Annotated in this window: 21 protein-coding genes; 8 read left to right on the forward strand and 13 right to left on the reverse strand. The window is 64.5% G+C overall.

The genetic code is table 11. The annotated features are described in order from the left end of the window. Nucleotides 1-4: 4 nt before the first annotated feature. Nucleotides 5-751: an SDR family oxidoreductase gene (locus AC097R_RS00080; protein ID WP_479595490.1), complete on the forward strand. Its 747-nt coding sequence runs from the start codon at nucleotides 5-7 to the stop codon at nucleotides 749-751. 17 nt (nucleotides 752-768) lie between these two features. Here the strand turns inward: AC097R_RS00080 and AC097R_RS00085 are convergent, their stop codons facing one another. Genes AC097R_RS00085 through AC097R_RS00100 form a run of 4 tightly spaced genes read right to left on the reverse strand, consistent with a single transcriptional unit; the run spans nucleotide 769 to nucleotide 9,880 of the window. After that, nucleotides 769-2,322 carry an ATP-binding response regulator gene (locus tag AC097R_RS00085; protein WP_479595491.1) on the reverse strand — a complete coding sequence of 518 codons (1,554 nt, stop codon included), beginning with the start codon at nucleotides 2,320-2,322 and terminating at the stop codon, nucleotides 769-771. A 34-nt stretch (nucleotides 2,323-2,356) separates the two neighbouring features. Further along, nucleotides 2,357-7,144, reverse strand: a complete 4,788-nt coding sequence (locus AC097R_RS00090) for a PAS domain S-box protein (RefSeq protein ID WP_479595492.1) — start codon at nucleotides 7,142-7,144, stop codon at nucleotides 2,357-2,359. Then, the gene (locus AC097R_RS00095; RefSeq protein ID WP_479595493.1) at nucleotides 7,141-8,727 is read right to left on the reverse strand and encodes a GAF domain-containing protein; all 1,587 of its coding nucleotides are present in this window, start codon (nucleotides 8,725-8,727) and stop codon (nucleotides 7,141-7,143) included. The genes AC097R_RS00090 and AC097R_RS00095 overlap by 4 nt, the downstream gene beginning before the upstream one ends. 4 nt (nucleotides 8,728-8,731) lie before the next feature. Beyond that, on the reverse strand, nucleotides 8,732-9,880 hold the full coding sequence (locus AC097R_RS00100) for a response regulator (RefSeq protein WP_479595494.1): 1,149 nt from the start codon (nucleotides 9,878-9,880) through the stop codon (nucleotides 8,732-8,734). A 166-nt stretch (nucleotides 9,881-10,046) separates the two neighbouring features. On the opposite strand from AC097R_RS00100, the gene AC097R_RS00105 reads away from it, so the two are divergent. Next, a complete protein-coding gene (locus AC097R_RS00105; protein ID WP_479598075.1) occupies nucleotides 10,047-10,679 on the forward strand; it encodes a MarC family protein in 633 nt (210 codons plus the stop codon). Nucleotides 10,680-10,706: 27 nt separating this feature from the next. Here AC097R_RS00105 and AC097R_RS00110 read toward each other — a convergent pair whose 3' ends face one another. Genes AC097R_RS00110 through AC097R_RS00130 form a run of 5 tightly spaced genes read right to left on the reverse strand, consistent with a single transcriptional unit; the run spans nucleotide 10,707 to nucleotide 14,997 of the window. Next, nucleotides 10,707-11,363, reverse strand: coding sequence for an LON peptidase substrate-binding domain-containing protein (locus AC097R_RS00110; protein ID WP_479595495.1), 657 nt, complete (start codon nucleotides 11,361-11,363; stop codon nucleotides 10,707-10,709). Between the two features lie 3 nt (nucleotides 11,364-11,366). Next, nucleotides 11,367-12,032, reverse strand: coding sequence for an ABC-type transport auxiliary lipoprotein family protein (locus AC097R_RS00115; RefSeq protein ID WP_479595496.1), 666 nt, complete (start codon nucleotides 12,030-12,032; stop codon nucleotides 11,367-11,369). A 38-nt stretch (nucleotides 12,033-12,070) separates the two neighbouring features. Further along, on the reverse strand, nucleotides 12,071-13,081 hold the full coding sequence (locus tag AC097R_RS00120) for an MlaD family protein (RefSeq protein WP_479595497.1): 1,011 nt from the start codon (nucleotides 13,079-13,081) through the stop codon (nucleotides 12,071-12,073). A gap of 12 nt (nucleotides 13,082-13,093) precedes the next feature. Continuing rightward, a complete protein-coding gene (locus AC097R_RS00125; RefSeq protein ID WP_479595498.1) occupies nucleotides 13,094-13,891 on the reverse strand; it encodes an ABC transporter ATP-binding protein in 798 nt (265 codons plus the stop codon). Then, complete coding sequence (locus AC097R_RS00130; protein ID WP_479595499.1) at nucleotides 13,888-14,997, reverse strand: MlaE family ABC transporter permease; 1,110 nt, start codon at nucleotides 14,995-14,997, stop codon at nucleotides 13,888-13,890. Before AC097R_RS00130 ends, AC097R_RS00125 begins: the two co-directional genes overlap by 4 nt. A 107-nt stretch (nucleotides 14,998-15,104) precedes the next feature. Here AC097R_RS00130 and AC097R_RS00135 point away from each other — a divergent pair, with 107 nt between their 5' ends. From AC097R_RS00135 to AC097R_RS00150, 4 genes are all read left to right on the forward strand, one after another. Beyond that, nucleotides 15,105-15,896: an enoyl-CoA hydratase/isomerase family protein gene (locus AC097R_RS00135; RefSeq protein ID WP_479595500.1), complete on the forward strand. Its 792-nt coding sequence runs from the start codon at nucleotides 15,105-15,107 to the stop codon at nucleotides 15,894-15,896. Between the two features lie 5 nt (nucleotides 15,897-15,901). After that, complete coding sequence (locus AC097R_RS00140) at nucleotides 15,902-17,176, forward strand: putative Na+/H+ antiporter (RefSeq protein ID WP_479595501.1); 1,275 nt, start codon at nucleotides 15,902-15,904, stop codon at nucleotides 17,174-17,176. After that, a complete protein-coding gene (locus tag AC097R_RS00145) occupies nucleotides 17,173-18,891 on the forward strand; it encodes a GMC family oxidoreductase (protein WP_479595502.1) in 1,719 nt (572 codons plus the stop codon). The genes AC097R_RS00140 and AC097R_RS00145 overlap by 4 nt, the downstream gene beginning before the upstream one ends. A gap of 285 nt (nucleotides 18,892-19,176) precedes the next feature. After that, complete coding sequence (locus tag AC097R_RS00150) at nucleotides 19,177-19,938, forward strand: sulfite exporter TauE/SafE family protein (protein WP_479595503.1); 762 nt, start codon at nucleotides 19,177-19,179, stop codon at nucleotides 19,936-19,938. Between the two features lie 2 nt (nucleotides 19,939-19,940). Here AC097R_RS00150 and mrdA read toward each other — a convergent pair whose 3' ends face one another. The 4 genes from mrdA to AC097R_RS00170 form a co-directional block, all read right to left on the reverse strand. Continuing rightward, nucleotides 19,941-21,890: a penicillin-binding protein 2 gene (gene mrdA / locus AC097R_RS00155; RefSeq protein WP_479595504.1), complete on the reverse strand. Its 1,950-nt coding sequence runs from the start codon at nucleotides 21,888-21,890 to the stop codon at nucleotides 19,941-19,943. A 98-nt stretch (nucleotides 21,891-21,988) separates the two neighbouring features. Further along, on the reverse strand, nucleotides 21,989-22,519 hold the full coding sequence (mreD, locus tag AC097R_RS00160; protein ID WP_479595505.1) for a rod shape-determining protein MreD: 531 nt from the start codon (nucleotides 22,517-22,519) through the stop codon (nucleotides 21,989-21,991). Next, a complete protein-coding gene (gene mreC / locus AC097R_RS00165) occupies nucleotides 22,516-23,436 on the reverse strand; it encodes a rod shape-determining protein MreC (RefSeq protein WP_479595506.1) in 921 nt (306 codons plus the stop codon). The genes mreD and mreC overlap by 4 nt, the downstream gene beginning before the upstream one ends. Before the next feature lie 15 nt (nucleotides 23,437-23,451). After that, complete coding sequence (locus tag AC097R_RS00170) at nucleotides 23,452-24,495, reverse strand: rod shape-determining protein (protein ID WP_029709391.1); 1,044 nt, start codon at nucleotides 24,493-24,495, stop codon at nucleotides 23,452-23,454. A 201-nt stretch (nucleotides 24,496-24,696) separates the two neighbouring features. Between AC097R_RS00170 and gatC the strand changes: the two genes are divergently transcribed. Together gatC and gatA are read left to right on the forward strand one after the other, a co-directional pair. Next, nucleotides 24,697-24,996 (forward strand): Asp-tRNA(Asn)/Glu-tRNA(Gln) amidotransferase subunit GatC, encoded by a 300-nt coding sequence (gatC, locus tag AC097R_RS00175; protein ID WP_479595507.1) that lies wholly within the window; start codon nucleotides 24,697-24,699, stop codon nucleotides 24,994-24,996. Nucleotides 24,997-25,008: 12 nt separating this feature from the next. Beyond that, nucleotides 25,009-26,526, forward strand: a complete 1,518-nt coding sequence (gene gatA / locus AC097R_RS00180; protein WP_479595508.1) for an Asp-tRNA(Asn)/Glu-tRNA(Gln) amidotransferase subunit GatA — start codon at nucleotides 25,009-25,011, stop codon at nucleotides 26,524-26,526. Nucleotides 26,527-26,528: the final 2 nt, after the last annotated feature.

Consider the following 26,528-nt stretch of genomic DNA (forward strand, 5'->3'; position numbering starts at 1 on the left):
CGCCATGCAAGCCATCGCACTCATCACCGGCGCCTCCCGCGGCATTGGCGCAGCCACCGCCCTCTCTCTGGCGCAAGCCGGCTACGCTGTGGCCGTCAACTACCGCGACAACTCCCTGGCCGCCGACGAGGTGGTGCGCCAGATTCGCGCGCAGGGTGGCAACGCCATCACCGTGAAGGCCGACGTGGCTGTCGAGGCTGAAGTGCTGGCCATGTTTGCCAAGGTGGATGCCAAGCTGGGCACGCTGACGGCCCTGGTCAACAACGCCGGCGTGGTGGATGTGGCCAGCCGGGTGGACACCATGTCTACCGCGCGGTTGCAGCGCATGCTGAACACGAACGTACTGGGCAGCATGGTCTGCGCACGCGAAGCGGTGCTGCGCATGAGCACCCGCCATGGCGGAAGCGGTGGCACCATCGTCAACCTCTCCAGCGTGGCGGCCACGCTGGGCTCACCGGGTCAGTATGTGGACTACGCGGCCAGCAAAGGCGCGATCGACAGCTTCACCGTGGGCCTGGCACGCGAGGTCGCGGCCGAGGGCATCCGCGTCAACGCAGTACGCCCCGGCATCATCGACACCGAGATCCACGCCAGCGGCGGCCAGCCCGACCGCGCCCAGCGTCTGGCGCCGCAGGTGCCCATGCAGCGCCCCGGCACCGCACAGGAAATTGCCAACGCCATCGTCTGGTTGCTCAGCGATGCGGCCAGCTACACCACGGGCGCGATTCTGGATGTAGGCGGCGGGCGCTGACGACAGTCCCTACGACGTCAGGTGCGTGGCAGGGAGACTTCCAGCGTCGTGGTGTTGGCATCGTCATCCACCTGCAGGCGAACGTCGCCATGCTGGGCCTGGGCCAACAAGCGCGCTGAGTAGGTGCCTATGCCACTGCCTCCCGCTTTGCCAGACGTGACGAACTTGTCGAAGAAGCGCTCACGTATGGCGACGGGCACCGCCCCCTTATTGGTCAAAACCACCCGCAGGGGCGAAGCATCGATGAGCCGCACCGACACGCGTGTGCCTGTGGGCGCCGCTTCGCAGGCGTTCTTCAGCAGGTTGTGGAACAGCGAATAGCACAGCATCGCATCGCCCAGGGCCAGTGGCGGTTCTTCACCCACCGCCTGGTCGGCATCAATCGAAATAGTCAGCTGCTTGCTGGCAAAACTGGCCCGATCCAGTTCAGCAATGCGGCGCAGGATATTCGCGACCGGCACAGGCTGTGCCTTCAACTCAAAGCGGCCGGTCTCGATCTTGAAAAGCTCATTGGACATGTTCACCATATTGAGCACTTGCAGGGTGGTCTCTTCCAGCAGGCGCACCTGTTCAATTTGCTTGCGCCCCAGTGCATCGTCAGACGCCAGTTCCTGCAACAAGCCCAGCACACCGGCCAGCGGACCCTTGATGTCGTGGCGGGTGATCTGTGCAACGTTCTCGCGCAACTGGCTCAACTCCACCATGCTGTCGTAATCGGCCTGAAGATTTTTTCGCATCTGCACGTAACGCATGAAGTTGCGTACGCGGGGCTTGAGCAACTCAGGAACAATGGGCTTGGTGATGAAATCTACCGCCCCCAGGTCCATGCCCTTCAGGTGGGCGTCGCTGGCTGTCAAGGCCGTGATGAAGATTACCGGGGTGCTTTCTGACTGGGGATGCTCGCGCATTCGCCGGGCCACCTCGAAGCCGTCCATGTCCGGCATCATTACGTCCAGCAAAACCAGGTCTGGCGGATCGTCAGAGGTGCAAATTTCCAACGCCTTGATGCCGCCACGTGCCAGGCGAATGCGGTAGTCGCCCTTGAGCAATTCCGACAGCAGCAGCAGGTTGTCCGCGGTGTCGTCCACCAGCAGGATGCTGGGACGTTGCTCGCCAGCAGGCCTTACCGGCGCTGTAACCGCCTCCACCGGCGCAGGTATGGACGCAGGCGCCGCCCCAGGTTGGCGCTGGGGCTTCCACTCCAGTGCCTTCCCCACACGTGCCAGCAACTGACTTGGCGAATACGGTTTGAGCAGCAGCGAGGTCACACCGCTGGCAATGGCCTGCTCTACCTTGTCGCGCTCGGCCTCGGCGGTAATCATCACCAGAGGGATCGCGTGCAACTTGGGATCAGCCCGCATGGCCTGCAGCAATTCGAGGCCGCTCATCACTGGCATGTTCCAGTCTGACAGCACCACATCCACGGGACGGCTCTGTAGTATGCGCAGCGCCTCGGCGCCATCTTTCGCCGCCAAAATATTTTCGGCACCGAGTTGGCGCAATTGGTTGGCGTTCACCTTGCGCATCACCTCGAAATCGTCCACCACCAAGAACACAGTGCTCTTGTTCAACGTCGGAAGACTTTTGGCATCAAACACGCCCATATCAAACCCCCGGTTCTTGCAAGCATGCCAAGGCGGCATCGAAATCGAAGTCAGACATCGCGCGCGCTGCGCGCTGCAGCTTGCCCGCCCAGGCCGTGCCCGTGGCCGACCGCTGCGCCTGCTGCAGGGCTTCATCCGCATCGGCTTCGCCCCGACTCAGCAGATGCCGCAGCCGCTGCAGCGCCTGGTCCAGCGCCTGTGGATCGGTCACTTGCACTACCGCCTGGGCTTGATCACTCGATGCGGGCAAGGCTTGCAGCCCCTCCAGTACGGGCATCAATTCCGACTCCAGCGTGTCCAGCAGTGGCTGCCATTGCGTAGGACTGGTGCCAGCCAGACAGGCCTGTTCTAGCACACCAGCTGCGGCCTGCACCCCGTGTGCACCTATGTTGCCGGCGTTACCCTTGAGCGTGTGCGCCAAGCGGGCTGGAGCGCTCTGGTCCGCGTCTTGGCAGGCAGCGGCAAAGCGCTCCCGCAGGTTACTTTGGCTGTCGCGGAACTTCAGCAACAAACGCTTGTAGAGGCCGCCGTTGTTCAACGTTGTAGCCAGTCCCGCCTGGGTGTCTATTCCAGGCAGCGGCGGCAGGTCTGCCGAGCTTGCGACCGCCGCTCCACCCTCAGTCAGCGCCAGCGTCTTGGGGTGTATCCACCGCGCCAGCGTGTTGAACATCGCCTCCACGTTCAGCGGCTTGGCAATATGGTCCTGCATGCCGCACTCCAGTACCTTCTCGCGGTCACCGGCCATGGCATTGGCCGTCATGGCGACGATGGGCAAATGGTCGAACGCTGCCAGCTTGCGAATTTCGCGGGTCGCGGTGTACCCGTCCATGACCGGCATCTGACAATCCATCAGCACGCCATCGAAAGCCGCGTCACGCGCCAGCGTGTCCAGTGCTTCCTGGCCGTTGACCGCCAGCACCACCTCGATACCGGCACCGCGCAGCAGCTCCAGTGCCAATTCCTGGTTCATGTCGTTGTCTTCCACCAGCAACAGGCGGGCACCCGCAAGCTGCGTCATGGCCTCGCCGTAGCGCACGGCCTTCTGATCCGCGCGGCTCGTGACCTCCATGCTCTTGCCCAAAGCCACACCAATCGCTTCCAACAAGGTGGACGGAGTGACGGGCTTGGTAAGCACCCCTGAAAACTGCACGCCAAACTGCAGGGCCTCGCCCATGGCTTCTTCACGGCCATACGCTGTAACCATGATGACGGAAGGCATGGCTTGCTGAAACTGCGCCTGCATACGCTGCACCGTCTTCACACCATCCATGCCGGGCATCCTCCAGTCCATCAGCACCAGATCGTAGGGTGCCTGCGCCTGTGCGGCATTCAGCATGTCCAGCGCCTGCTGCCCGTTGTGCGCGAGGTCGATCAACAGGCCGTACCCGCGCGCCATGCTTCCCAGGATTTCACGGGCACTGGCGTTGTCGTCCACGATCAGCGCGCGCGTGCCACGCAGTTCGTCGGCGCGCAGCATGCGCCGTGGCGTACTCTCTGCGCTGTCCGTCTGCAGGCCAAAGCGGGCGTGGAAATGGAAGGTCGAGCCTTTGCCGGGCTCGCTCTCCACCCAGATGCGGCCCTTCATCATCTCCACCAGATTTTTGGATATCGCCAGACCCAGCCCGGTGCCACCATATTTACGTGTGGTCGATGCATCGGCCTGGCTGAAGCTCTGGAACAGCGAGGCACACTGCGCAGGCGTCATGCCAATGCCGCTGTCGCGCACCCAGAAGTGCAGCTCCACGTCGGCATCGCCGTCAGTGATCTTTTCCACACCCACCACAACCTCGCCGTGTTCGGTGAATTTGAACGCGTTGTTGCCCAGGTTGATCAGCACCTGCCCCAGGCGAAGTGGGTCGCCCCGCAAGGCCGTCGGCACATCGGCTGCTGTGTCGAACAGCAGCTCCAGCCCTTTGTCTTCCGCCTTAAGGCCAATCAGGTTGGCCAAGTTGTCCAGCACATCCTCCAGCCGGAAGTCGATGACTTCCATGCCCATCTTGCCGGCCTCGATCTTGGAGAAGTCAAGGATGTCGTTGATGATGCCCAACAGGTTCTCGCCAGAACGGTGCACCTTCTCGATGTAATTGCGCTGCTTCTTGTCAAGATCCGTCTGCAAGGCCAGATGGCTCATGCCGATGATGGCGTTCATGGGGGTGCGAATTTCGTGGCTCATGTTGGCCAGGAATTCGCTCTTGGCCTTGGTCGCGTCCTCGGCAATTTCCTTGGCGCGGCGAATCTCCGCCTCCGACTTCTTGCGCTCTGTCACGTCCACTGCAATGCTGCACAGGCCCGACACCTGTCCCCCTTGGTGCATGGGAACCTTGGTCACTTGGTAGGTGCGCTCGCCACCAACCGCGCCAGCCGATTCTTCGACGACGGTGGGCTGGTCGCTATGGATGACGGCCATGTCGGCATCGTGGTAGGCCTGTCCCCGCCCCATGTGGTCAATATCCAGTGTGGAGCGTCCGAGAACGTCGGCGCGCTGCAGCCCGGTGGCCCGTTCCCAATCAGAATTGACGTAGGTGTACACCCCCTGAGCGTTCTTGACGTAGACCGCTGAGTTCATGTTTTCCAGTACCGCCTCCATGAACTGCCGGTTGTTTTCCAGCTCGGTTTGGGCGCGCTTGCGTTCGGTGATGTCCTGGTGGATGCCCACAAAGCGCAGCGCACGGCCGTTCTCGTCCCGCTGGATGGCACGGCCCACGGAGAGGATCCAGCGCCAATCACCACTCTTGCTGCGCATGCGGCACAGCGCCTCGTACTCGGACATGGTCGGCGTCTCGATGCACTGTGCGAAACGTCGCTTCGCTTCGTCGGCGTCCTCGGGATGGAGCAGCCGATCCCACGCTGCGGCGGCGCTGCCATGCTCGTCCACCACCTCGTCCAGCCGGTAGCCCAGCATTTCGGCCCAGATGTCGTTGACTTTGCTGGTGCCGGCGGGAACGTTCCAGTCCCACAGACCCAGGTTGCCGCCACGCAAAGCGAAGTTCAGACGCTGCGCGCTCTCGGCCAACGCCTTTTCGGCCTCCAAACGTGCGGTCACGTCGCGGACCGAGGCGCAGACGCAGACGCCGCGCCCCCCTTGGCCTGGCAGGCGCGAGAGGCCAACGTCCACCGGGAACAGGGTGCCGTCCTTGCGGCGGCCCTGTAGTACGCCGTCGCGAGCCGTCATCGTCCGTGTGCCACCGGCCTCCATGAAGCCGGCGCGCAGGGCCGGGTGGTGGGCGCGCAATGGCTCGGGGACCAACTGCTCAATACGTTGGCCCAGCAACTCGCCGGCGGCATAGCCGAACATGCGTTCCAACTGGTGATTGACCATCACGATGTTGCCGTCCGCATCGGCAATCAGCAGGCCGTCTGGTGCTGACTCGATGATGCCCCGGTACCAGGCCTCCGTGGCCTGGATGGCGCTCTTTTGGGCTTCCAGTTCCTCCGCCTGCTCTTCCAGCGCGGCAGTTTGGCGCTGGGTCTCTTCCAGCAGCTTGTTCGTTCGTACGCTGCGCTCAAGGATTTCCAGGTTCATGGCCAGCACCGGTAGCAATCCGTCCAAAAGCGCTTGCTCACGGGCGTGCAGGGGGCTGTAGGTGGCTATCTCCAGCACCCCCAACAAGCGTTCGCCGCGCACGACCGGTAGCACGGCGATGGTCGCGGGCGGGGCATCGCCCAGGCTGGACGCAATACGGATGTAGTCGGCCGGCGGCTGCGTCAGTGTGATGGGCGCGCGCTCCAGCGCACATTGCCCCACCAGCCCCTGGCCAAGGCGAAAGTACTGCCCCAGCTCTTTGCGCTCGCGCAGTGCGTAGCCCCCCAGCAGGCGCAGCCGCTGCTCGTCGGCCTCGAACACGTAGAACGCGGCATGACCAATGCGTACCAAGGGTCCCAGATGGGAGAACAATATTTGGGACAACCCCGCAAAGCTATCCGCAGACTGCAGGGCGTTGGAAATCTGCGCCAGATGGCTCTTGATCCAGCTCTGGTCGTCCATCTGCTGGGCGCCCTGCTGCAAGACCTGGACCGAGCGTGCCAAGCTGCCTATTTCGTTCCCGTAGTCCGCATGCGGCACCACGACCGCAAGATCGCCCTGCGCAAGGCCACGCACCGCCCGCTCGATCGCATCGAACGGACGACGGATGGAGCGGGTGATTAACCAACCGATCAGAAGACTGGTCACGCCCCCGGCTACCAGCAGAAAGGTGATCTGCCGAATCGCTGCGTCGGCGCTGCGCACAGAGTCTTGGGCAGCCTGCTTGGCCGCGCCCTCCTTGGCCCGGGTGAGCTCTTCCAGAGCGGCATTGGCACGCTGGCCGGGCGCACGGTACTCTGCCGAGGTCAGGTAGGCCGCCGCCTGGGCCTCGTTACCCTGGGCCAGCAGACTGACGGTTTTCTGCACATTGGCCTTGTAGGCCTGGTATTCCATTTCAAAGGCCCCGAGCAGCCGCTTCTGGTCGTCGATCAACAGGCGTGGCCGCAACTCCTGCAACTCGACCATAAGCTGGGTGTCGGTCTGGGCAACGCCCTTCAAGGTCTCCTCACGCGCCGCACCCGGCCCGACCAAGGCTGCCTGGCGCAGTTCGCGGCCGATCACCAGGTAAAGCATTTGCACACTCTTGGCATTGCCCAAACCCAGCATTTCCTGTTGGTACAGGCGGTCGATTTTGTCGATCAGACGCAGCTGCGACTGCAGGCTCACTACGCCCACGGCGGCGGCAAAGGCCAGCAAAATGAAAAGACCCAGGGCCAATTTGACCCGCAAGGCGCGTCTTTCCAACAAGAGACTGAGGGAGTTCATACGGGATCCTCGATTGCATGCGTGGGATGTGCCGCCCGTCGCTCCAGATGCAAGGTGCGGCGCAAGATTTCCAGGTGGTTGGTTAGCAGCATTACCAGTTCGTTGATCAATTCCATGTGCTGCGCGTCGGGCATTTGCAAGAAAGCCATTTCCACCACACCGACCAGCCGCTCCTGCACCAGCAGCGGCACCATGTGCAATACGGCCACACGGGTGCCCCCAGTGCCGGAGCGCAGGACCCAGCGCGCGTCATCCGGCAGCGGCACGACCAAACTGCGCCGTTCCTGGGCCACTTGACCCAACAGCCCCTCGCCGGCCCGAACGGTGGCGGGCGGCAGATCCGCGCAGGCACTCACACCGGCCAAAGCCAGGTTGTGTCCTTCTTCGTCAGTAGCGCTGTACAGCGTGCCTTGCACCAGGCCCACCATGGCACGCGCGCCTTGGAAGAAGGCCGTGGAAAAGCTCTCCAGATCGGTACTGTGCTGCAAGGCGGTGGAAAGGGTTGCGAGTGCACGGCGGCTTTGCAGCTGGTGCTCTTGTTCGTGCGCGTAGCGCTGCAATTGCTGGGCCGCCAAGGCCTGGATACGCCGTCCCCGCAGCAAACGCAAACCCATGCCACCCAGCAGCGCGGCGATCAGACCGGCTGCGACGCCCTTCCACACCACGGAAGGCCAGGGTACCGTGCGAGACACGTCTTCCATGACCAGCAAGGTCCAATTCCCACTGGGGTCGTTCCAGTCCACCGAGGCCTGGGCCACTGCGAACGAACGCCCCTCCACCGTTTGCAGCCCTGTGCGGTTCTCCACCGGCAAGGTCAGTGGGTCATGTTGCTCGAAGAGCGCGCCGAATTGCTTGAGCCGCCGAATTTCCAGCAACCGCTGCGGCGTGGACGCCCCTTCGATGCGTCCGACCCAGTCGTCGCGGCTGCTCGTAAACACCACGCCTTGGGGGGATAACAACAAGGCGGTGTCAAACCGCCCTTTGAGCCGTGTGTTCAATCTATCCAGCCCGATGCGAGCCACCACCGCACCCACGCCACTGCGGGACTGGGCCATCTCCGCAAAGATCGGCGCCGCAAAGTACAGCGAGCGGTCACCGCGCGCGAGGCTTACCGCGGCATACACGCTGGCCTTGCCATCCATCGCCCTTTGGAAGTAGGGCCGAAAACGCACGTCCAGCCCTTTGGAGGATTTGTTGACCCTATCCCAGGACGAACGCACGATGCCGTCACGCCCGACCACAAACACCCCTTCTGCACTGAAGGCCCGCCCCAGGATGCCGAGCCGGGTTTCCGTGTCGGCATCGTCGGACAGCAGACCGTCCGTGGCCTCCTGCTTGATGTCACCGTCAATCAACCCGAGCAACGCAATCGAGCCCATGAGGCTGCCGTTGAGCGTCGCCGACATGAGATCGAGGCTGCTACGCTGGGCCTCGGTTTCCAGCAGCCCCACGCGCTGCTGCGAACGCCAGTACCCGTCCAGTGCGCCTGTTAGCAAGGCCACACACACGGCCAACACAGCCACCACCCACCCGCCACTGCGCAGGCCGGAGATCCTGTGCATCAGATCGTCGTCGTCCCGCATGCGCTCAACCAGAGATGGTCTTCAGGCTTGCCGCCTTGTGTGCCAAGTCCTCGTCGCTGTCGGCGTACCTCGCTGCAATGGATTGAAACTGCTCAGTCAACGCCAGGAAGGCGTCCACCATGTCCGGGTCGAAATGGGTGCCGCGCCCCTCGCGGATGATGGCTACCGCCTTCTCGTGCGGCATGCCTTCCTTGTAGACCCTGCGGCTGATCAGCGCGTCGTACACATCGGCCACGGCCATGAGGCGCGCCGAGATGGGAATGGCGTCGCCGGCCAGGCCTTCGGGGTAGCCACTGCCATCCCACTTCTCCTGGTGACCATAGGCAATTTCCTTGGCGAAGGCCAGAAAGTCCACCTTCAGCCCGAGCTGGTCTTCGGCGTGCTGGATGGCATCGCGGCCCAGCTTGCAGTGGGTTTTCATGATCTCGAACTCATGGGGTTCAAAGCGCCCGGGCTTGAGCAGGATGCGGTCCGGAATGCCGACCTTGCCGATATCGTGCAGCGGCGCGGACTTGAACAGCATGTCGATGGTGCGCTCGGTCAGGAAGGAGGAGAACCGTGGGTGGTCGCGCAAATGGTTGGCCAGACACAGCAGGTAGTGCTGGGTGCGGCGGATGTGGTTGCCGGTATCGTTGTCGCGGGTTTCGGCCAGCGAGGCCATGGCCAAAATGGTCACGTCCTGAATGGCGGCCAGTTCCTGCCCACGACGTTGCACTTCCGCTTCCAGGTAGGCGTTCTGGTCCTTGAGGAAATCAGCCGCAGCCTTGACCTGCAACTGCGTGGCAACGCGGGCCAGCATGATGGGCGGATTGACCGGCTTGGTGATGAAGTCCGCCGCCCCCAGTTCCAGGCCTTTCTTCTCCTCTTCCTTGGCAATCATGGCCGTGAGGAAGATGATGGGAATGTGTTGGGTGGTGGCATCCGCTTTCAGGGTCTTGCAGACGTCGTACCCGGACAGCCCCGGCATCATGATGTCCAGCAGGATCAAGTCCGGAGGGCTGCTGCGCACCAGCTGCAGGGCCTTTTCGCCATTGTTGGCAACCCGGACCCGGTACGTGCCCTTCAGCAGTTCGGTCATCAACGCCAGGTTGTCCGGCGTATCGTCCACCACCAACACCGCAGGCTTGGTGAAAAAATCAAGCGAATCTGTCATGTTCTTCCTCCCTGGGGCCACCGAGTACCCGGCAGCCCGGGAGTGGCAACCCGGCATTTATACCGCGCCCAAGCGCTACAAGCCAGCGTTCTGCAGACACTAATTTGGATCGTGCACAGCCTCGCGGTGGATTACCATGCCACGACCCCATTTCCAGGACGTGCCCATGGACCTCAAACCGCTGATCACCCTGTTGGCCATCGTGAACCCGCTGGCCATCGTGCCGTTCTTCATCCACTACACCCAGGGCTTCAGCTACGAACAGCGGCGCAACACGGTGTGGGTGTCGTCGTTCAGCGCGTTTGTGGTGATTGCCATCAGCGCCATGCTGGGCCTGCAGATCCTGGAGTTCTTCGGCATCTCGCTGGCCAGCTTTCAGGTGGGCGGCGGCATGTTGCTGTTGACCAGTGCGCTGAACATGCTGAACGCCCAGCCAGCCGAGGCCAAGACGAACACCCACGAACTGGAAGACGGCGCCGAGAAGGCCGCCATGGGCGCCAGCATTGCCGTGGTGCCGCTGACCATTCCGCTGCTGACCGGCCCGGCCACCATGTCCACCGTCGTGATTTATGCCGACAAGGCCAAGACCGTGCTGCAGCTCACCACGCTGGTGGGCTACGGCGTGGTGATTGCGCTGGCCACGGCCATCTGCTTCTCACTCGCGCAACCGATTGCACGCATTTTGGGCAAGACCGGCATCAACGTGATGACCCGACTTATGGGCCTGATCCTGGCCGCACTGGCGGTGGAGGTCATGTCTGACGGACTGACCAAGCTGTTCCCCGCGCTGGCGCACTGAGCGCCCGGCGCGGCATCCACGGCCGATTCAGGGGCCGATGCCGGAACGGTTCAGGATGTCGCCCACCAGCTCCAACCGCAGCAGCGGGTTTTCCAGCTGCATCAGGCTTTGCTTGAGGTGGGGCGCCAACTGCAGCAGCTCGCACCAGCGGTTCGCCACCCAGCCACAGTCATCCAGCCGGTAAGGCGGCTCCACGGGCAGTGCCTGGCCATTGGGGTGGTCTTTGAGCCGCTGGATCAGGTTGTCCAGCGCTTGCGCCACAGACAGCAAATCCTCGGGCACCGGGGTGGGCAGATCGGGCGGCAGCCCCTGCACGTCAGCCACCCACAGCCCATGTTTGAGGCGGCTGCGCTGGGTGATGCGAAAACGTTCGCCCGCCGTGCAGCGCAGCAGCATCAGCCCGGCCTGGGGCGACGAAAACTCGGAGATAGTGGCCAGCGTGCCCACATCCACAAAGGCCTCCTGTGCAAAGCCGTCGCCGCTAGGCCCCTGCGGGTCGGCGCGACGCACTTCGCTGCCCTGGGTGAGTGAGACCACGCCAAATGGCGCGCCGGTCTTGTGGCATTTGCCCATGAGGTCCAGGTAGCGCACCTCGAAGATTTGCAGCTGCAGCGTGCCACCGGGGTAGAGCACCGTGTTCAGCGGGAACAGCGGCAGCGAGGTCAGTGCCAGGCGTTCAGGCATGGGTTAGCGCGCGGGCAGGCTGGCCTGGGTTTGCTGCACCCACTGCTCCAGCTGCTCGACCACCGCATCGGTGGCCACGGTCAGGGCGCGCACGCCACCGGCCGCGTCCGCGCTGATGCTGGGCTGCTGGGCGACAAAGCTGCGCTGGGCCACCAGGCTGTCGCCACCGCTGCCCACCTGGGCCAGGGTGGCGCGCAGGCGCAACACGGCGGCACTGCGATCGGCGGTTTCAAACAGCTGGCTGAATTCTTCCAGCTCCAAGCGCAACACCAGGGTGCCCGGCGCGGGCAACACACCGTCGGCCAGGTTCACCACGGCGCGGCGCTGGCCCAGGGCCTCGCGCACGCGCTGGCGCAGCAGCTGGGCCGGCGGCATGCTCCAGCGCGCCTGCGCGTAGGGGCGCAGCTGCTGGGAGTCGCTGTAGCCCAGGCGATAAACCAGAGCCAGGTTGTCCAGCGCAGTGCTGGCCTGCACCTCGCCCAGCGCCAGCGGGGGCAGGGGCGCCATGCGATTGCTGGGCTGCTCGGTCACCATGCCAGGGCCAAAGTCGTAAACGGCGGCATTGGCCCCGGGCTTGGTGGAACCACACCCGGCCAGTGCGCCCAGAAAAAACAAGCCAAATAGGCCTCTAGCCCCCGTGGAATATGCGCGAGCAGCTAGGTTTTTCATAGCACTTCCTGAAAAATTCATCGTCAATGGGGCCGGGTTCATGGGGCGGCCGCACCGGCAGCGGCGGGCGCCACAAAGCCGTGTTCGCCCGGACCAGGGGTGGCGGCGCCCTTGCCCCACAGCAGGGACTGGGGATTGTCGCCCACGGTATCGGCTGCGCGGCCTACCTGGCGCACGGCGCGGGCGGTGTCGTCGGTGGCGCGGCTCAGGCGGGGCAGCAGCTGGGCATTGACCTGGCGGCTGGTGTGGGCCAGCGCCTCGGTGCTCTGGGCGATTTTGTCCAGCGTGCCACCGGGCTCGTTCATGCGGCGGTTGGTCTGCTGGAAAGCCGCGGCCGAGGTGCGCACCGCGTCGGCGCTGGCGCCCAAACGGTCTGACGTGGCCTGCATGCTCTTGAGCGTGGCATCGGCCTGCGCCGCCATGCGTGGCAGGCTCACGGCGTCGGGGCCGGTCTTGGGGCCCAGCACCTGGTCGGCATGCTCGGTCAGCGCGGTCACGCTGGCGGCGGCGCGGCCGAGGTTGTTGATCGCTGTCAGCAACTGCTTTTGGTTGTCCACCGCCAGCAGGCCATTCACGCGCACGCTGGCCTGCTCCAGCTGGGTCAGCAGGTTGCCACCCTGGTCGGTCAGGCGCGAGAACATGCTGGCGCGCATGGGAATGCGCGGCACCGTGCCGCCACTGCCCTCCAGCGCGGGGCTGGCGGTGTTGCTGTCGTCCAGCTGGATGAAGGCCAGGCCCGTAACGCCCTGAAAGCCCAGCGTCGCAAAGGTGGTGGTGGTGATGGGCGCCACGTCGTTCACCGCAATGCGCACCAGCACATTGCCGCGCTGCTTGCTATCCAACGCAATGTCGGTCACGCGGCCCACCATCACGCCCTTGTAGCGCACACCGGCTTGCGACTGCAGGCCGGTCACCCCCTCGGCGCTGGAGATTTCGAAGACCCGCTGCTCCGCGGTGTCGCGCGTTAGCCAGGCGGCCAGCGCCGTGAGCAGGGCCGCCACCACCAGCACAAAGGCACCGGCGGCAAAGGCGTGGGATTTGTTTTCCATAAGTTTGTCTTTCTACACGGCATCCGGGGTGGGGTGCAACAGGGCCATGGCCCGGTGCCCGCGCCCACCGCGGAAAAAATCCTGCACAAACGGGTGCGCAAAGGCCACCACCTCGCTGGGCGGGGCGTTGATCACCACATGCTTGTCCGCCACCACGGCCACCCGGGTGCTGAGTTCAAAAATCGTGTCTAGGTCGTGGGTGACCATCACCACGGTCAGGCCCAGCTCGCGGTGCAGGCTTTGCAGCAAGGTGCAAAAGCCGTCGGCGCTATCAGGGTCCAGCCCGGCGGTGGGCTCGTCCAGCAGCAGCAGCGGCGGGTCCATCACCAGTGCACGCGCCAGCGCCACGCGCTTGACCATGCCGCCCGACAAATCGGCCGGCATTTTGTGGGCGTGGCGTGCCTCCAACCCCACCATCTGCAACTTCACCATGGCCACATCGCGCACCAGGTTCGGCGGCAGCGTGCCCAGCTCGCGCAGCGGAAATGCGATGTTCTCCAGCACAGTGAATGATGAGAACAGCGCGCCATGCTGAAACAGCATGCCCACGCGGCTGGCGGCGCCCGCGCGCCCCAACTCGTCGGCCGGGCGGCCCTGCACCGTCACACTGCCGCGCGTGGGCGTCTCCAGCCCCAGCATCTGGCGCAGCAGCACGGTCTTGCCGCTGCCCGAGCCACCCACGATCGACAGTAGCTCGCCGCGTTCAATCGTCAGGTCCAGGTCCTGGTGGATCACGCTGGTCTGGCCCGCGGTGCGAAACGACGACCACAGCTTGTCAATCTGCACAATGGGTTTGCGTGCCTCGGTCATACACCCACCCCCTTGAACAGCACGGCAAACAGCGCGTCCACCAAGATCACCGCGGTGATGGAGGTGACCACCGAGGCCGTGGTGCCCTGCCCCAGACTCTGGGTGTTGGGCTTGACGCGCAGGCCGTAGTGGCAGCCGATGAGGGCGATCAGCACGCCAAACACCGTGCTCTTGGCCAGCGCCAGCCAGAGGTTGGCAATGTCCACCGTCTTGGGCAGCGCGGTGACAAAGTAGGCCGGCGACAGGCCCATGGCCAAGTCCGCCGCCAGCATGCCGCCCAAGAGGGCGGCCAGCGTGGTCCACACCGCCAGCAGGGGCATGGCCAGCGCCATGGCCAGGGTGCGCGGCATCACCAGGCGGTAGCCCTTGGCGATGCCCAGCACACGCATGGCGTCCAGCTCTTCGGTCACACGCATCACCCCGATCTGCGCGGTGATGGCCGAGCCAGACCGCCCCGCAATCAGGATGGCGGCCAGCACCGGCCCCAGCTCACGGATCAACGCGATGCCCAGGATGTTGACGATGAAGGTGTCCGCCCCAAACTGGCGCAGCTGCTGCGACATCAGGTAGGCCAGCACCACGCCAATCAAAAAGCCCACCAACGCGGTGATGGGCAGCGCCGTAGCGCCAATGCGGTACAGGTGCCCCGAAATATCACGCCAAGGCGCGTGCAGCGGGCTGCGCGCCAGGTGCAGCAGGTCCAGCCAGAGCTGGCCGATGAGGCGCACGGCGCCCTCCAGGTGCGCCAGCAAGCCCAGCATGCGGCGGCCCAACACGGCCAGCAGGGCGGTCAACGAGGTGCGTTGCACAGGGGGCGGAGGTACCGAAAACTGCGCCACCCGTTCCAGCATGGCGCGTTGGGCGGGCAGCAGTTCCAGCTGTTCGGGCCAATGGCGGCCCCAGGCATTCCACAGTACCTGGGCACCGGTGTGGTCCAGGCGCTGCAGGCTGCTGAGATTCCACAACGGGGCGCGGCCGCCGGCACTGGCCGTCTGCGCCTGGCCCAGGCCCTGCTGCAGGGCCTGCCAAGTGGCGGGCACGGCCAGGTGGTCGGCGGTCCAACGGCCATGCAGCGCCACGACCGACGGTGCGGTGGCAGTCTGCAAGGCAATGCGGGGCTGGGAGTCCTCCACGGGCGGGTCTGGGAGAGAGTGGATGAGGTTCGCATCGTACCCGCTACGAAATACAAGCAAAATAGCCTTCAGGAGACACCATGGACATTCAGAACAACGCAGACAGCGCCACCGAACTGCAGGTGGAACAACGCGGCCCGGTTTTGTGGCTCACCATCACCCGCGAAGAACGGCGCAACGCCATGAGCCACGCCGTGATTGCGGGCATGGCCCAGGCCATTGCCGGCGCACAAAGCGACCGCAGCATCCGCGCCATCGTCATCACCGGTGCGGGCCCCAAGGCCTTTTGTGCGGGGGCGGATTTGCAGGCCTCCAAGGTGTTCACCTCCGACTATTCCGAGCCGCACGCCCATCTGGCCAAGCTGCTGCGCGTGGCGCGCGCCAGCCACATCCCGATGGTGGCGCGGGTGAACGGTTTTTGCCTGGCGGGCGGCATGGGCCTCTTGGCCATGTGCGACATGGCGGTGGCGTCCACCCACGCCACGTTTGGCCTGCCCGAGGTGAAGGTGGGCGTGTTCCCGGCCCAGGTACTCAGCGTGCTGCAGCACCTGATACCGCGGCGCACGCTGGCCGAGATGTGCATCACCGGTGAGCCCCTCACCAGCGCGCAGGCGCTGCAGTGCGGGCTGGTGAACCATGTGGACGATGACGTGGATGCCAAGCTGCAGTGGCTGCTGGACCGCATCTTGGACAAATCCCCCGCAGCCATCCGCCGCGGGCTGTACACCATGAAGACGGTAGAGGCCATGGCGTTTGAAGAATCCATGGCGTTCACCGAAAGCCAGATTGCGCTGTTCACGCTGACGGACGATGCCAAGGAAGGCCAAAAGGCCTTCCAGGAAAAGCGCAAACCCGTCTGGACCGGGACCTGAGCCGCATGGCCGGCGAACCCCTGCAGGGGGACCTGATGCACACCGTGGGCGCAGTGCTGTTTGGCATCGCGCTGCTGCACACCTTTGGCGCCAAGGCCTTTGAGCGCCTGGCCCACCGCCACCCGCGCCACGCGGGGCTGCTGCACCTGCTGGGCGAGGTGGAGGTGGTGTTTGGTTTCTGGGCCTTTGTGCTGATCGCCTGCATGGCGCTGCTATCGGGCAGCCAGCAGGCGATTGACTACGCCGAATCGCGCCAGTACACCGAGCCGCTGTTTGTCTGCGTGGTGATGGTGGTGGCCGCCTCGCGCCCGGTGCTCGAAGCCGTGCGGGCGCTGCTGCTGGCCGTGGCGCGCGCCGTGCCCCTGCCCACCACCACGGTGCTGGTGTGGCTGGGTATGGCGGTAGTGCCGCTGCTGGGTTCTCTGATCACCGAGCCCGCAGCCATGACGCTGGCCGCGCTGATGCTGGCGCCGCAAATCTTCACCCCCCAGATGCCCGAGCGCCACAAGTACGCGGCGCTGGGCGTGCTGTTTGTGAACATCTCCATTGGCGGCACGCTGACCTCGTATGCCGCGCCACCTGTGCTCATGGTGGCTGGTACCTGGGGTTGGGACACGGCCTTCATGGCCCACACCTTTGGCTGGAAAGCCGCGCTGGCGGTGCTGGTGAATGCCACGGCCCTGGTGCTGTACCTGCGGCCGCAGCTCAAACGGGTCGTCCCCCACGCGGCCCCTGCGGCCGACACCCCGGTGCCCTGGTTCGTGAGCCTGGTGCACTTGGTGTTTCTGGCCGGCGTGGTGCTCATGGCGCACCACCCGGTGCTGTTTTTGGGCCTGTTCCTGTTTTTCCTGGGCTACACCCAGGCCTATGCGCGCTTTCAGAACCCGCTGATCCTCAAAGAGGGCCTGCTGGTGGGCTTCTTTCTGGCCGGGCTGGTGGTGCTGGGCGGCATGCAGCAGTGGTGGCTGCAGCCCATCGTGTCCAGCCTGGCGCCCACGGCGCTGTTCTTCGGCGCGCTGGGCCTGACCGCCATGACCGATAACGCCGCGCTGACTTACCTGGGCTCGCTGATCGTGGGCATGTCTGACCCCGCCAAGTACATGCTGGTGGCCGGTGCCGTCGCAGGCGGCGGCCTGACCGTGATTGCCAATGCCCCCAACCCCGCGGGCGTAGCGCTGCTGCGCGCGGGCTTTGCGGACAGTTCCATCGGTGCGGGCGGCCTGTTGCTGGGCGCCCTGCTTCCTACCGCGGTGTCTGCCGCCTTCTTTTTGCTGCTATGAACGACACCACCTTCGACTACATCATCATCGGCGCGGGCACGGCCGGCTGCCTGCTGGCCAACCGGCTCAGCGCCAATGCGTCCAAACGCGTGCTGCTGATCGAGGCAGGCCGCAAGGACGATTACCACTGGATCCACATTCCCGTGGGCTACCTGTACTGCATTGGCAACCCGCGCACCGACTGGCTCTACAACACCGAGGCCGAGGCCGGCCTGAACGGCCGCAGCCTGCGCTACCCGCGCGGCAAAACGCTGGGGGGCAGCTCCAGCATCAACGGCATGATTTACATGCGCGGCCAGGCGCGCGACTACGACCAGTGGGCCAAGCTGACGGGTGACGCGAACTGGACTTGGGAGAACAGCCTGCCCTACTTCAAGCTGCACGAAGACCACCACAAAGGTGCCAACGCGCTGCATGGTGCCAAGGGTGCACCTTCGCCCCTGCTGCAAGACAGTGGCACCGACTACCGCAAGGTGCTGCGCCACCACCAGGCAGGCGGCGAATGGCGTGTGGAAAAACAGCGCCTGCGTTGGGACGTGCTGGACGCGTTCGCCCAGGCCGCCACGCAGGCTGGCATTCCGGCCACCGACGATTTCAACCGCGGCAACAACGAAGGTGTGGGCTACTTTGAGGTGAACCAGAAAGCCGGCTGGCGCTGGAACACGGCCAAGGCCTTTTTGCGCCCCTTGTGCTACGCCCGCCCCAACTTCGAACTGTGGACAGCGGCCCAGGTGGCCAAGCTGGTGGTGGAGCCACAGACCGAGGGCGACGCGCCCCTGCGCTGCACCGGTGTGCAGGTGTGGGATGGCCGGGAGATGGTGACCGCCACCGCGCGTGCCGAGGTGCTGCTGTGCGCCGGCGCCGTGGGCTCGCCGCAGATCTTGCAACTCTCGGGCCTGGGGCCTGCCGAGCTGCTGCAACGCCATGGCGTGCCGGTACAGCATGACCTGCCGGGCGTGGGCGCCAACCTGCAAGACCACCTGCAGATACGCGCGGTCTTCAAGGTCAAGAACACACCCACGCTGAACGTGCAGGCCAACAGCCTGTGGGGCAAGGCCAAGATCGGGCTGGAATACGCCTTCAAGCGCAGCGGCCCCATGAGCATGGCGCCCAGCCAGCTGGGCGCCTTCACGCGCAGCGACGCCAACCAGCCCCACCCCAATCTGGAATACCACGTGCAGCCCCTGAGCCTGGACGCGTTTGGTCAGCCACTGCACACCTTCAACGCCTTCACCGCCAGCGTCTGCAACCTGAACCCCACCAGCCGCGGCAAGGTGCAGATCCAGTCGCCCGACTTCCACACCGCGCCCGCCATTGCCCCCAACTACCTGAGCACCGAGGCCGACCGCCAGATTGCCGCCGACTCGCTGCGCGTGACGCGCAAGATCGTGGCGCAACCTGCGCTGGCCAAGTACCAGCCCGAGGAGTACAAGCCCGGCGCGCAGTTCCAAAGCGATGCCGAGCTGGCCCAACTGGCCGGCGACATTGCCACCACCATCTTCCACCCCGTAGGCACCACCAAGATGGGGCGTGAGGACGACCCGACGGCCGTGGTGAACAGCCGTCTGCAGGTGCGGGGTGTGGCGGGGCTGCGTGTGGTGGACGCGGGCGTGATGCCGTTGATCACCAGCGGCAACACCAACTCACCCACACTGATGATTGCGGAGAAGGCCGCGCAATGGATTGCAGAAGATGCAGCGGCAGTGCGCCAATGAAGGGTTTGTCCCGATGCCGCAAGGCCCGCAAGGCGGATACATTTCTTTCTAACGCAGCACCTGACAGCAACTGCGAGGTCTGCAAAGACCAAGCTTGAAACGACGCCGAGGAGACGGCTAACAACGAACTACAAACCCTGCACACCAAGATGCAGTTTTACAAAAGCACCGGCACCCCCGGTGCTTTTTTATGCCTTTTCGCCCCCCAGCCCCCGTCAACATTGCGCCAGCAGCTATCAAATTTATAGCAAACAGTCCCTCAACCCCGGATGCGACAATTCGGAAATGGAAATGCTGTTTGTCACCTTGGCCTCGCTCCTGGCCGGTTTTATCGACTCTATCGTGGGCGGAGGCGGCCTGGTGCTGACCCCCGCGCTGTTCGCCGTCTTCCCCCAGGCGCCTCCGGCCACACTGCTGGGCACCAACAAGGCCGCGTCGGTCTGGGGCACGGCCATTGCCACGGTGCAGTACAACCGCAAGGTGCAGCTGCGCTGGCAAACCATAGGCCCCGCGGCAGCCGTGTGCTTTGCCGCTGCGCTGGGGGGGGCCTGGCTGGTCACCGTGGTGTCACCGCAGCAGTTGCGCAAGGCTTTGCCCCTGGTGCTGCTGGCGGTGCTGGCCTACACGCTGGCCAAGAAAGACCTGGGGCGCCACCATGTGCCGCGCTTTGTCGGCCAGCACGAGACGCTGGCGGCCTGTGCCATCGGCCTGGGCATCGGGTTTTACGACGGCTTCTTCGGCCCGGGCACGGGCAGCTTCTTTGTATTTTTGTTGGTGCGGCTGCTGGGCTATGACTTCCTGAACGCCTCGGCCGGGGCCAAGCTGCTCAACACCGCGTCCAACCTCGCGGCGCTGCTGCTGTTCACGCTCAAGGGCCATGTCTGGTGGCACTTTGTGGCGGCCATGGCGGTGGCCAATGTGCTGGGCAGCCTGGCCGGCACACACCTGGCGCTCAAGCACGGCACAGGCTTTGTGCGCAGCGTCTTCATTGTGGTGGTGTCGGCCCTGATACTGAAGACCGGCTACGACGCGTTCTTGCGCGGCTAGGCTCAGCGCGGGGCGGGGGGCCAGGCGATGTCGTCGGCCTTGCGCGGCTTGCCAATCGGCGCTGTGGCCTGGCCACGGCTGACCGCAGCCAAGTCTTCTTCGCTGGGGTACTGGCCCAGCAGCCAATAGTCAAAGGTGCGCCGCGCAATGGGCGCGGCGGAGGCAGCACCAAAGCCGGCGTTCTCCACAATCACCGCCAGCGCAATCTTGGGGTCGTCCGCCGGTGCAAACGCGATGTACAGCGAGTGGTCGCGCTGGTGCTCCTCCATCGAGGACGCGTTGTACTTCTGGTTCTTGCCCAGACTCACGGCCTGGGCGGTGCCGGTCTTGCCACCGCTCACATAGCCCGCCCCGGCGAACACGCGGGTCCCGGTGCCGCCCTGGGTCACGCCCACCATGGCGTTGCGCACCAGCGCCACGTTTTCCGGCTTGTAGCCCAGGTCCTGCGGCGGTTCGGGGGCCACGGGCACACGCACCCGCGTCGTAGCGTCCTGCGTGGCGATCACCAGCTGCGGCTTGTGCTTGACGCCGTTGTTGGCCAGCGTGGACACGGCCTGGGCAATCTGCAGCATGGTGAAGCTGTTGTAGCCCTGGCCAATGCCCAGCGAGATGGTCTCACCGGCGTACCACTTCTGCTGTTCGGGGCGCTTGTAGTAGCGCTTCTTCCAGTCCTGGCTGGGCAGCACACCGCGCACCTCGCCATTGATGTCGATGCCGGTGATCTGGCCAAAGCCCAGCGGCTTCATGAAGTCGTGCATGGTGTCCACGCCCAGCTCGTTGGCCAGGGAGTAGAAATAGGCGTTGCTGGATTCCACGATCGCGCGGCGCATGTCCATCACGCCACCGCGCTCGTTCTCGGGGCTGCCAAAGCGGTGGCCACCAAACATGTAAAAGCCCGGGTCGTTGATCAGCGTGGTGGCAGAGCGCGTATTCGTCTCCAGCGCGGCCAGCGCCATGAAGGGCTTGTAGGTAGAACCCGGCGGGTACGTGCCGCGCAGGGCGCGGTTCAGCAACGGCTTGTCGATGGACTCGTTGAGCATCTGCCAGTTCTCCTGGTCAATGCCCTCTACAAACAGGTTGGAGTCGAACGTGGGCTTGCTGACAAACGCCAACACCTCGCCGGTCTTGGGGTCCAGCGCCACCAGCGCGCCACGGCGCGTGCCAAACATGTCTTCGATGAGTTTTTGCAGCTTGATGTCGATGGACAGCACGACCACGTTGCCCGGCGTGGAGGGTGTGCTGGCCAGCTTGCGCACCGCGCGTCCTCCAGCCGAGGTTTCCATGCGCTCGACGCCCGTAATGCCATGCAGCTCGTGCTCAAAGCTCTGCTCCACACCCAGCTTGCCGATGTATTCGGTACCCCGGTAGTTGGCCTGATCCTCGCTGTCGTCGATCTTTTCTTTTTCCGACGGGTTGATGCGGCCGATGTAGCCAATCACATGGCTGGCCAGCTCACCATACGGGTAGCTGCGAAACAACCGCGCCTTGATTTCCACACCGGGGAACCGGAAACGCTGAGCCGCGAAGCGTGCCACTTCGGTGTCGGTCAGGCGCGTGCGCACCGGCAACGACTCAAAGCTTCTGGACTCCTCCATGAGCTTTTTGAAACGGCGTCGGTCACGCGCGGTGATATCGATCACGCTGGACAGGTTGTCCAGCGTCTGCTCCACACCCAGGCTCTTGGACGGCGTGATCTCCAGGGTGTAGGCCGAGTAGTTGCTGGCCAGCACCACCCCGTTGCGGTCCAGGATCAGCCCGCGGTTGGGCACGATAGGGACAATGGAGGTGCGGTTGCTCTCGGCCTGTGCGCGCAGGTCTTCGTGGCGCACGATCTGCAAATAGGCCAGGCGCAGCGCCAGCAGCACAAAGCAGGTGAGTACCACCACACTGACCACAAACACACGCGTGCGAAAGCGCGCCAGATCGACCTGAACGTTGCGCAGTTCTGTCATGGGTCAGGGCAGATGGTTCGCCGCCGGGCCGCCCCAAGGCGAACCAGCCCCCTCGGGGGGCAGCGCAGCACACGCAGTGGCAAGCGTGGGGGTCATATTCACAGGGGGCGGTTGGCGTCGGGGTCGGGCGCGCGGCGCTGCGGGGCCAGCAACACAATGCTGACCACCGGCCAGAGCGCGGCCTCCAGCAGCGGGGCCAGCACCATCCACCAACCGGGAAACGTGCCGCCACCCAACAGGCGCAGTATCAGCTCCAGCCCATGGGCCACGGCAAACAGCGGCAACACTTGCGCGGCCTGTGAGGGCACCGAGAACCACAGCAGGCGACGGTGCACGGTGATGGCCAGAAAGCTCAGCGCGGTGTAGGCCATGGCGTGCTGTCCCAGCAAGCCACCCTGGTGCACGTCCATCAGCAGGCCAAACACGAAGGCTGCACCAATGCTCACGCGCAGGGGCTGGTGCACGGTCCAGAACACCAGCACCACGGCCAGCACATCGGGCGCCCAGGCCGCACGGCCCCACAGGCCCATGTTCTGCAACATGTTGAGCAACAACGCCGCCACCAGGCTGATCCAGATAAACAGGGGGTTGGCCGGCAGCAGCAGTTGCTGCCCTTGACGCATGATCATTTCACTTCGCCCCGTTTGGGTGCCACCGGTGCGGGCTCAGCCGCAGGCCGGGCCGCCATCTGTGCGTTCAGCGGGTCCAGCACGATCACGTGCTCGGCGCCAGACACCATGGCCAGCGGCACACAGTAAATGCGCGCAAACACCGCGTCCACACGGCGCTCCACTTTTTCCACGCGCGCCACCGGCAGGCCGGGCGGGTACACGCCGTCCACGCCACTGGTGGTCAGCAGGTCACCCACGGCCACGTCGGCATTGGCAGCCATGTAGCGCAGCTCCAGCGCATCGGCGTGGGTCGACGTGTCACCAAAGGCCACGCCCCGTGCGCCCGTGCGCGCATTGAGCACGGGAATGGCGTGGTCGCGGTCGGTGATCAACGTCACTTCGCTCACCATCGGGTAGACGCGCGTGACCTGGCCAATCACCCCGAACTCGTCCAGCACCGGGGAGCCCAGTGCCAAGCCTTGGGCCAGCCCCTTGTCCACGATGACTTTGCGGGTGTAGGGGTCAGCGGCGTCATAGAGCACTTGCGCGGCCTTGAACGGTGCGCTCAGGCGCGGGCTCAGGTCCAGCAGCTTGCGCAGCCGGTTGTTTTCCAGCTCCAGCTGCTCCACCTGGTTGGCGCGCAGCGACTGGGCGCTGAGCTTGCGGCGGGATTGTTCCTGGGCGGTTTCGGCCGTGGCCACGGTGGTGAAGTAGGCGCTGCTGCTTTCCACCAAGGCCACCGGCTGCAGGGCCAGCCACTGCACCGGGTACAGCACCGCGGCCAGTGCCACGCGCAGTGGCTGCATCACCTTGAAGCGGGCGTCGGCCACCATGAGGAACAGCGCCAGGGCGCTGCAGACGGCCAGCTTGGACAGGGCCGAAGGGCCCTGGCGGAAGAAGGGGGGAGGATCTCTGTCCAGCGTACCAAGTGGCATCGCTGTACCCGAAAATTATTCGCTGGTGAAAATGGAACCCAGGCGTTCCATCTGTTCCAGCGCAATGCCGCAACCGCGCACCACACAGGTCAGAGGATCTTCGGCCACCAGCACGGGCAGACCGGTTTCTTCGGCCAGCAGGCGGTCCAGATCACGCAACAGCGCGCCACCACCGGTGAGCATCATGCCGCGGTCGGCAATGTCGGCCCCCAGTTCGGGAGGGGTTTGTTCCAGCGCGTTTTTCACGGCCGACACGATGTTGTTCAGCGGGTCGGTCAGGGCTTCCAGGATTTCGTTGGAAGAGATGGTGAAGCTGCGGGGCACGCCTTCGGACAGGTTGCGTCCGCGCACTTCCATTTCCTTGACTTCAGAGCCCGGGAACGCAGAACCAATCTGCTTCTTAATGGCTTCCGCAGTGGGTTCACCAATCAGCATGCCGTAGTTGCGGCGGATGTAGTTGATGATGGCTTCGTCGAACTTGTCACCGCCCACGCGCACAGAGCCCTTGTAGACCATGCCGCCCAGCGAGATCACGCCGACCTCGGTGGTACCACCACCGATGTCCACCACCATGGAACCGGAGGCTTCGGATACCGGCAGGCCGGCACCGATGGCGGCTGCCATGGGTTCTTCGATCAGGTACACATCGCTGGCGCCAGCGCCGAGGGCCGATTCGCGGATGGCGCGACGCTCAACCTGGGTGGAGCCGCAGGGCACGCAGATGATGATGCGGGGGCTGGGCTTGAACACGCCACGGGGATGCACCATCTTGATGAATTGCTTGAGCATCTGCTCAGTCACCGTGAAGTCGGCAATCACGCCGTCTTTCATGGGGCGAATGGCTTCGATGTTGCCAGGCACTTTGCCCAGCATGGCCTTGGCTTCGCGGCCTACGGCCTGGATGGTTTTTTTGCCTTGGGGGCCGCCTTCGTGGCGGATGGCGACGACCGAGGGTTCGTCGAGCACGATGCCCTTGTCGCGTACAAAAATCAGGGTGTTGGCGGTACCCAAGTCAATCGCCAGGTCGGTGGAGAAGTACCGACGGAAAGCTCCAAACATTACAAGTCCTCTCAGGCACGCCGGGCACTTCGGCCCCGCATCGCCGGGTATTAGCGTTTCAAATCGTAAGCTTGGCGTCAAAGTCCGCAGGAAAACGGCCCCCGCGCCAAAGGCAGGATAATACCCCATCGCCTGTGAACAACTCGCCCGCTGGACAACGTTTCCGCACGATTTACCCTTGGTTTCAACTCTTCTACTCCCATGTCCCTGACATCTTCCGATATCGCACGCATCGCCAATTTGGCCCGCCTCGAATTGCAGACGGCAGAGAGTGAGCGCCTGCTCTCACAACTCAATGGTTTTTTCGGCATCGTGGAAAAGATGCGCGCGGTAGACACTACCGGTGTCGAACCGCTGGCACACCCGGTGGCCGCCATCCGGGACGTCACCCTGCGCCTGCGCGACGACGTGGTGAGCGAAGCCAACCAGCGCGAAGCCAACCAGCGAAGTGCCCCTGCCGTGGAACGCGGCCTGTTCCTGGTCCCCAAGGTCATTGAGTAAACCGCAGCCCCTATGACGACTCCCCTCTCTCACACTGCCTTGCACGACCTCAGCGTGCAAGAACTGACCCAGGCATTGCAGACCAAGCAGGTGTCGGCTGTTGAAGCCGCCCAGCACTTTTTGCAGCGCGGCCGTGACCATGCCGCTTTGGGCGCCTATGTCGACACCAACGAAGACGCAACCTTGGCGCAAGCCCGTGCCGCCGATGCGCGCATCGCGGCGGGTACCCCAGGCGCGCTGGAGGGCCTGCCCATCGCGCACAAGGATATTTTTGTGACGCGTGACTTTGCCACCACGGCCGGTTCGCGCATGCTCAAGGGCTACCGCTCGCCGTTTGACGCCACGGTGGTGGGCAAGCTGGCCCAGGCCGGCGCCGTCACCCTGGGCAAACTCAACTGCGATGAGTTCGCCATGGGCTCCAGCAACGAAAACTCCGCCATCGCGCCCTTGGGCAGCGACAGCCTGCAACCGGTGCGCAATCCCTGGGATACCGAGCGCATCCCAGGCGGTTCGTCGGGTGGCAGTGCCGCCGTGGTCGCCGCCCGTCTGGCACCTGCCGCCACAGGCACCGACACGGGCGGTTCGATTCGCCAGCCCGCCTCCTTTTGCGGCATCACCGGCATCAAGCCCACCTATGGCCGGGCCTCGCGCTACGGCATGGTGGCCTTTGCGTCCAGCCTGGACCAGGCCGGCCCCATGGCGCGCAGTGCTGAAGACTGCGCGCTGCTGCTTTCGGCCATGTGCGGCCCCGACCCGGACCGCGATTCCACCTCGTTGGACGTGCCCGCCGAGAACTTTGCGCTCCAGCTGAACGACTCCATTGAAGGCCTGCGTATTGGTGTGCCCCAGGAGTTTTTTGGCGAAGGGCTGAGCGCCGATGTGCGCGCCAGCGTCGACGCCGCGCTCAAGCAGTACGAAGCGCTGGGCGCCAAGCTCGTGCCCATCACGCTGCCACGCACCGAGCTGTCGATTCCGGTGTACTACATCATTGCGCCAGCCGAGGCTTCGAGCAACCTGAGCCGCTTTGATGGTGTCAAGTTTGGCCACCGCGCCAAGCAGCATGGCGATCTGGCCGACATGTACAAGAAAACGCGCGCCGAGGGCTTTGGCGACGAGGTGAAGCGCCGCATCATGATTGGCACCTATGTGCTGAGCCACGGCTACTACGACGCCTACTACCTGCAGGCACAAAAGATCCGCCGCATGATTGCCGACGACTTCCAGAACGCTTTCAAGGACTGCGATGTGATTGCCGGTCCCGTGGCCCCCACCGTGGCCTGGAAGATTGGCGAAAAGTCGGACGACCCTGTGGCCAACTACCTGGCGGACATCTTTACGCTCTCCGGCTCTCTGGCTGGCCTGCCCGGCATGAGCATCCCCGTGGGGTTTGCGAAGGCGGAGGCTGACAAGGGCTTACCTATTGGCATGCAGCTGCTGGGCAACTACTGCCAGGAGGCGCGCCTGCTCAACGCCGCGCACCGCTTCCAGCAAGCGACCGACTACCACCTGGCCAAGCCCGCAGGATTCTGACC

It is taken from the genome of Rhodoferax sp. ZS1R25 (assembly GCF_056521335.1).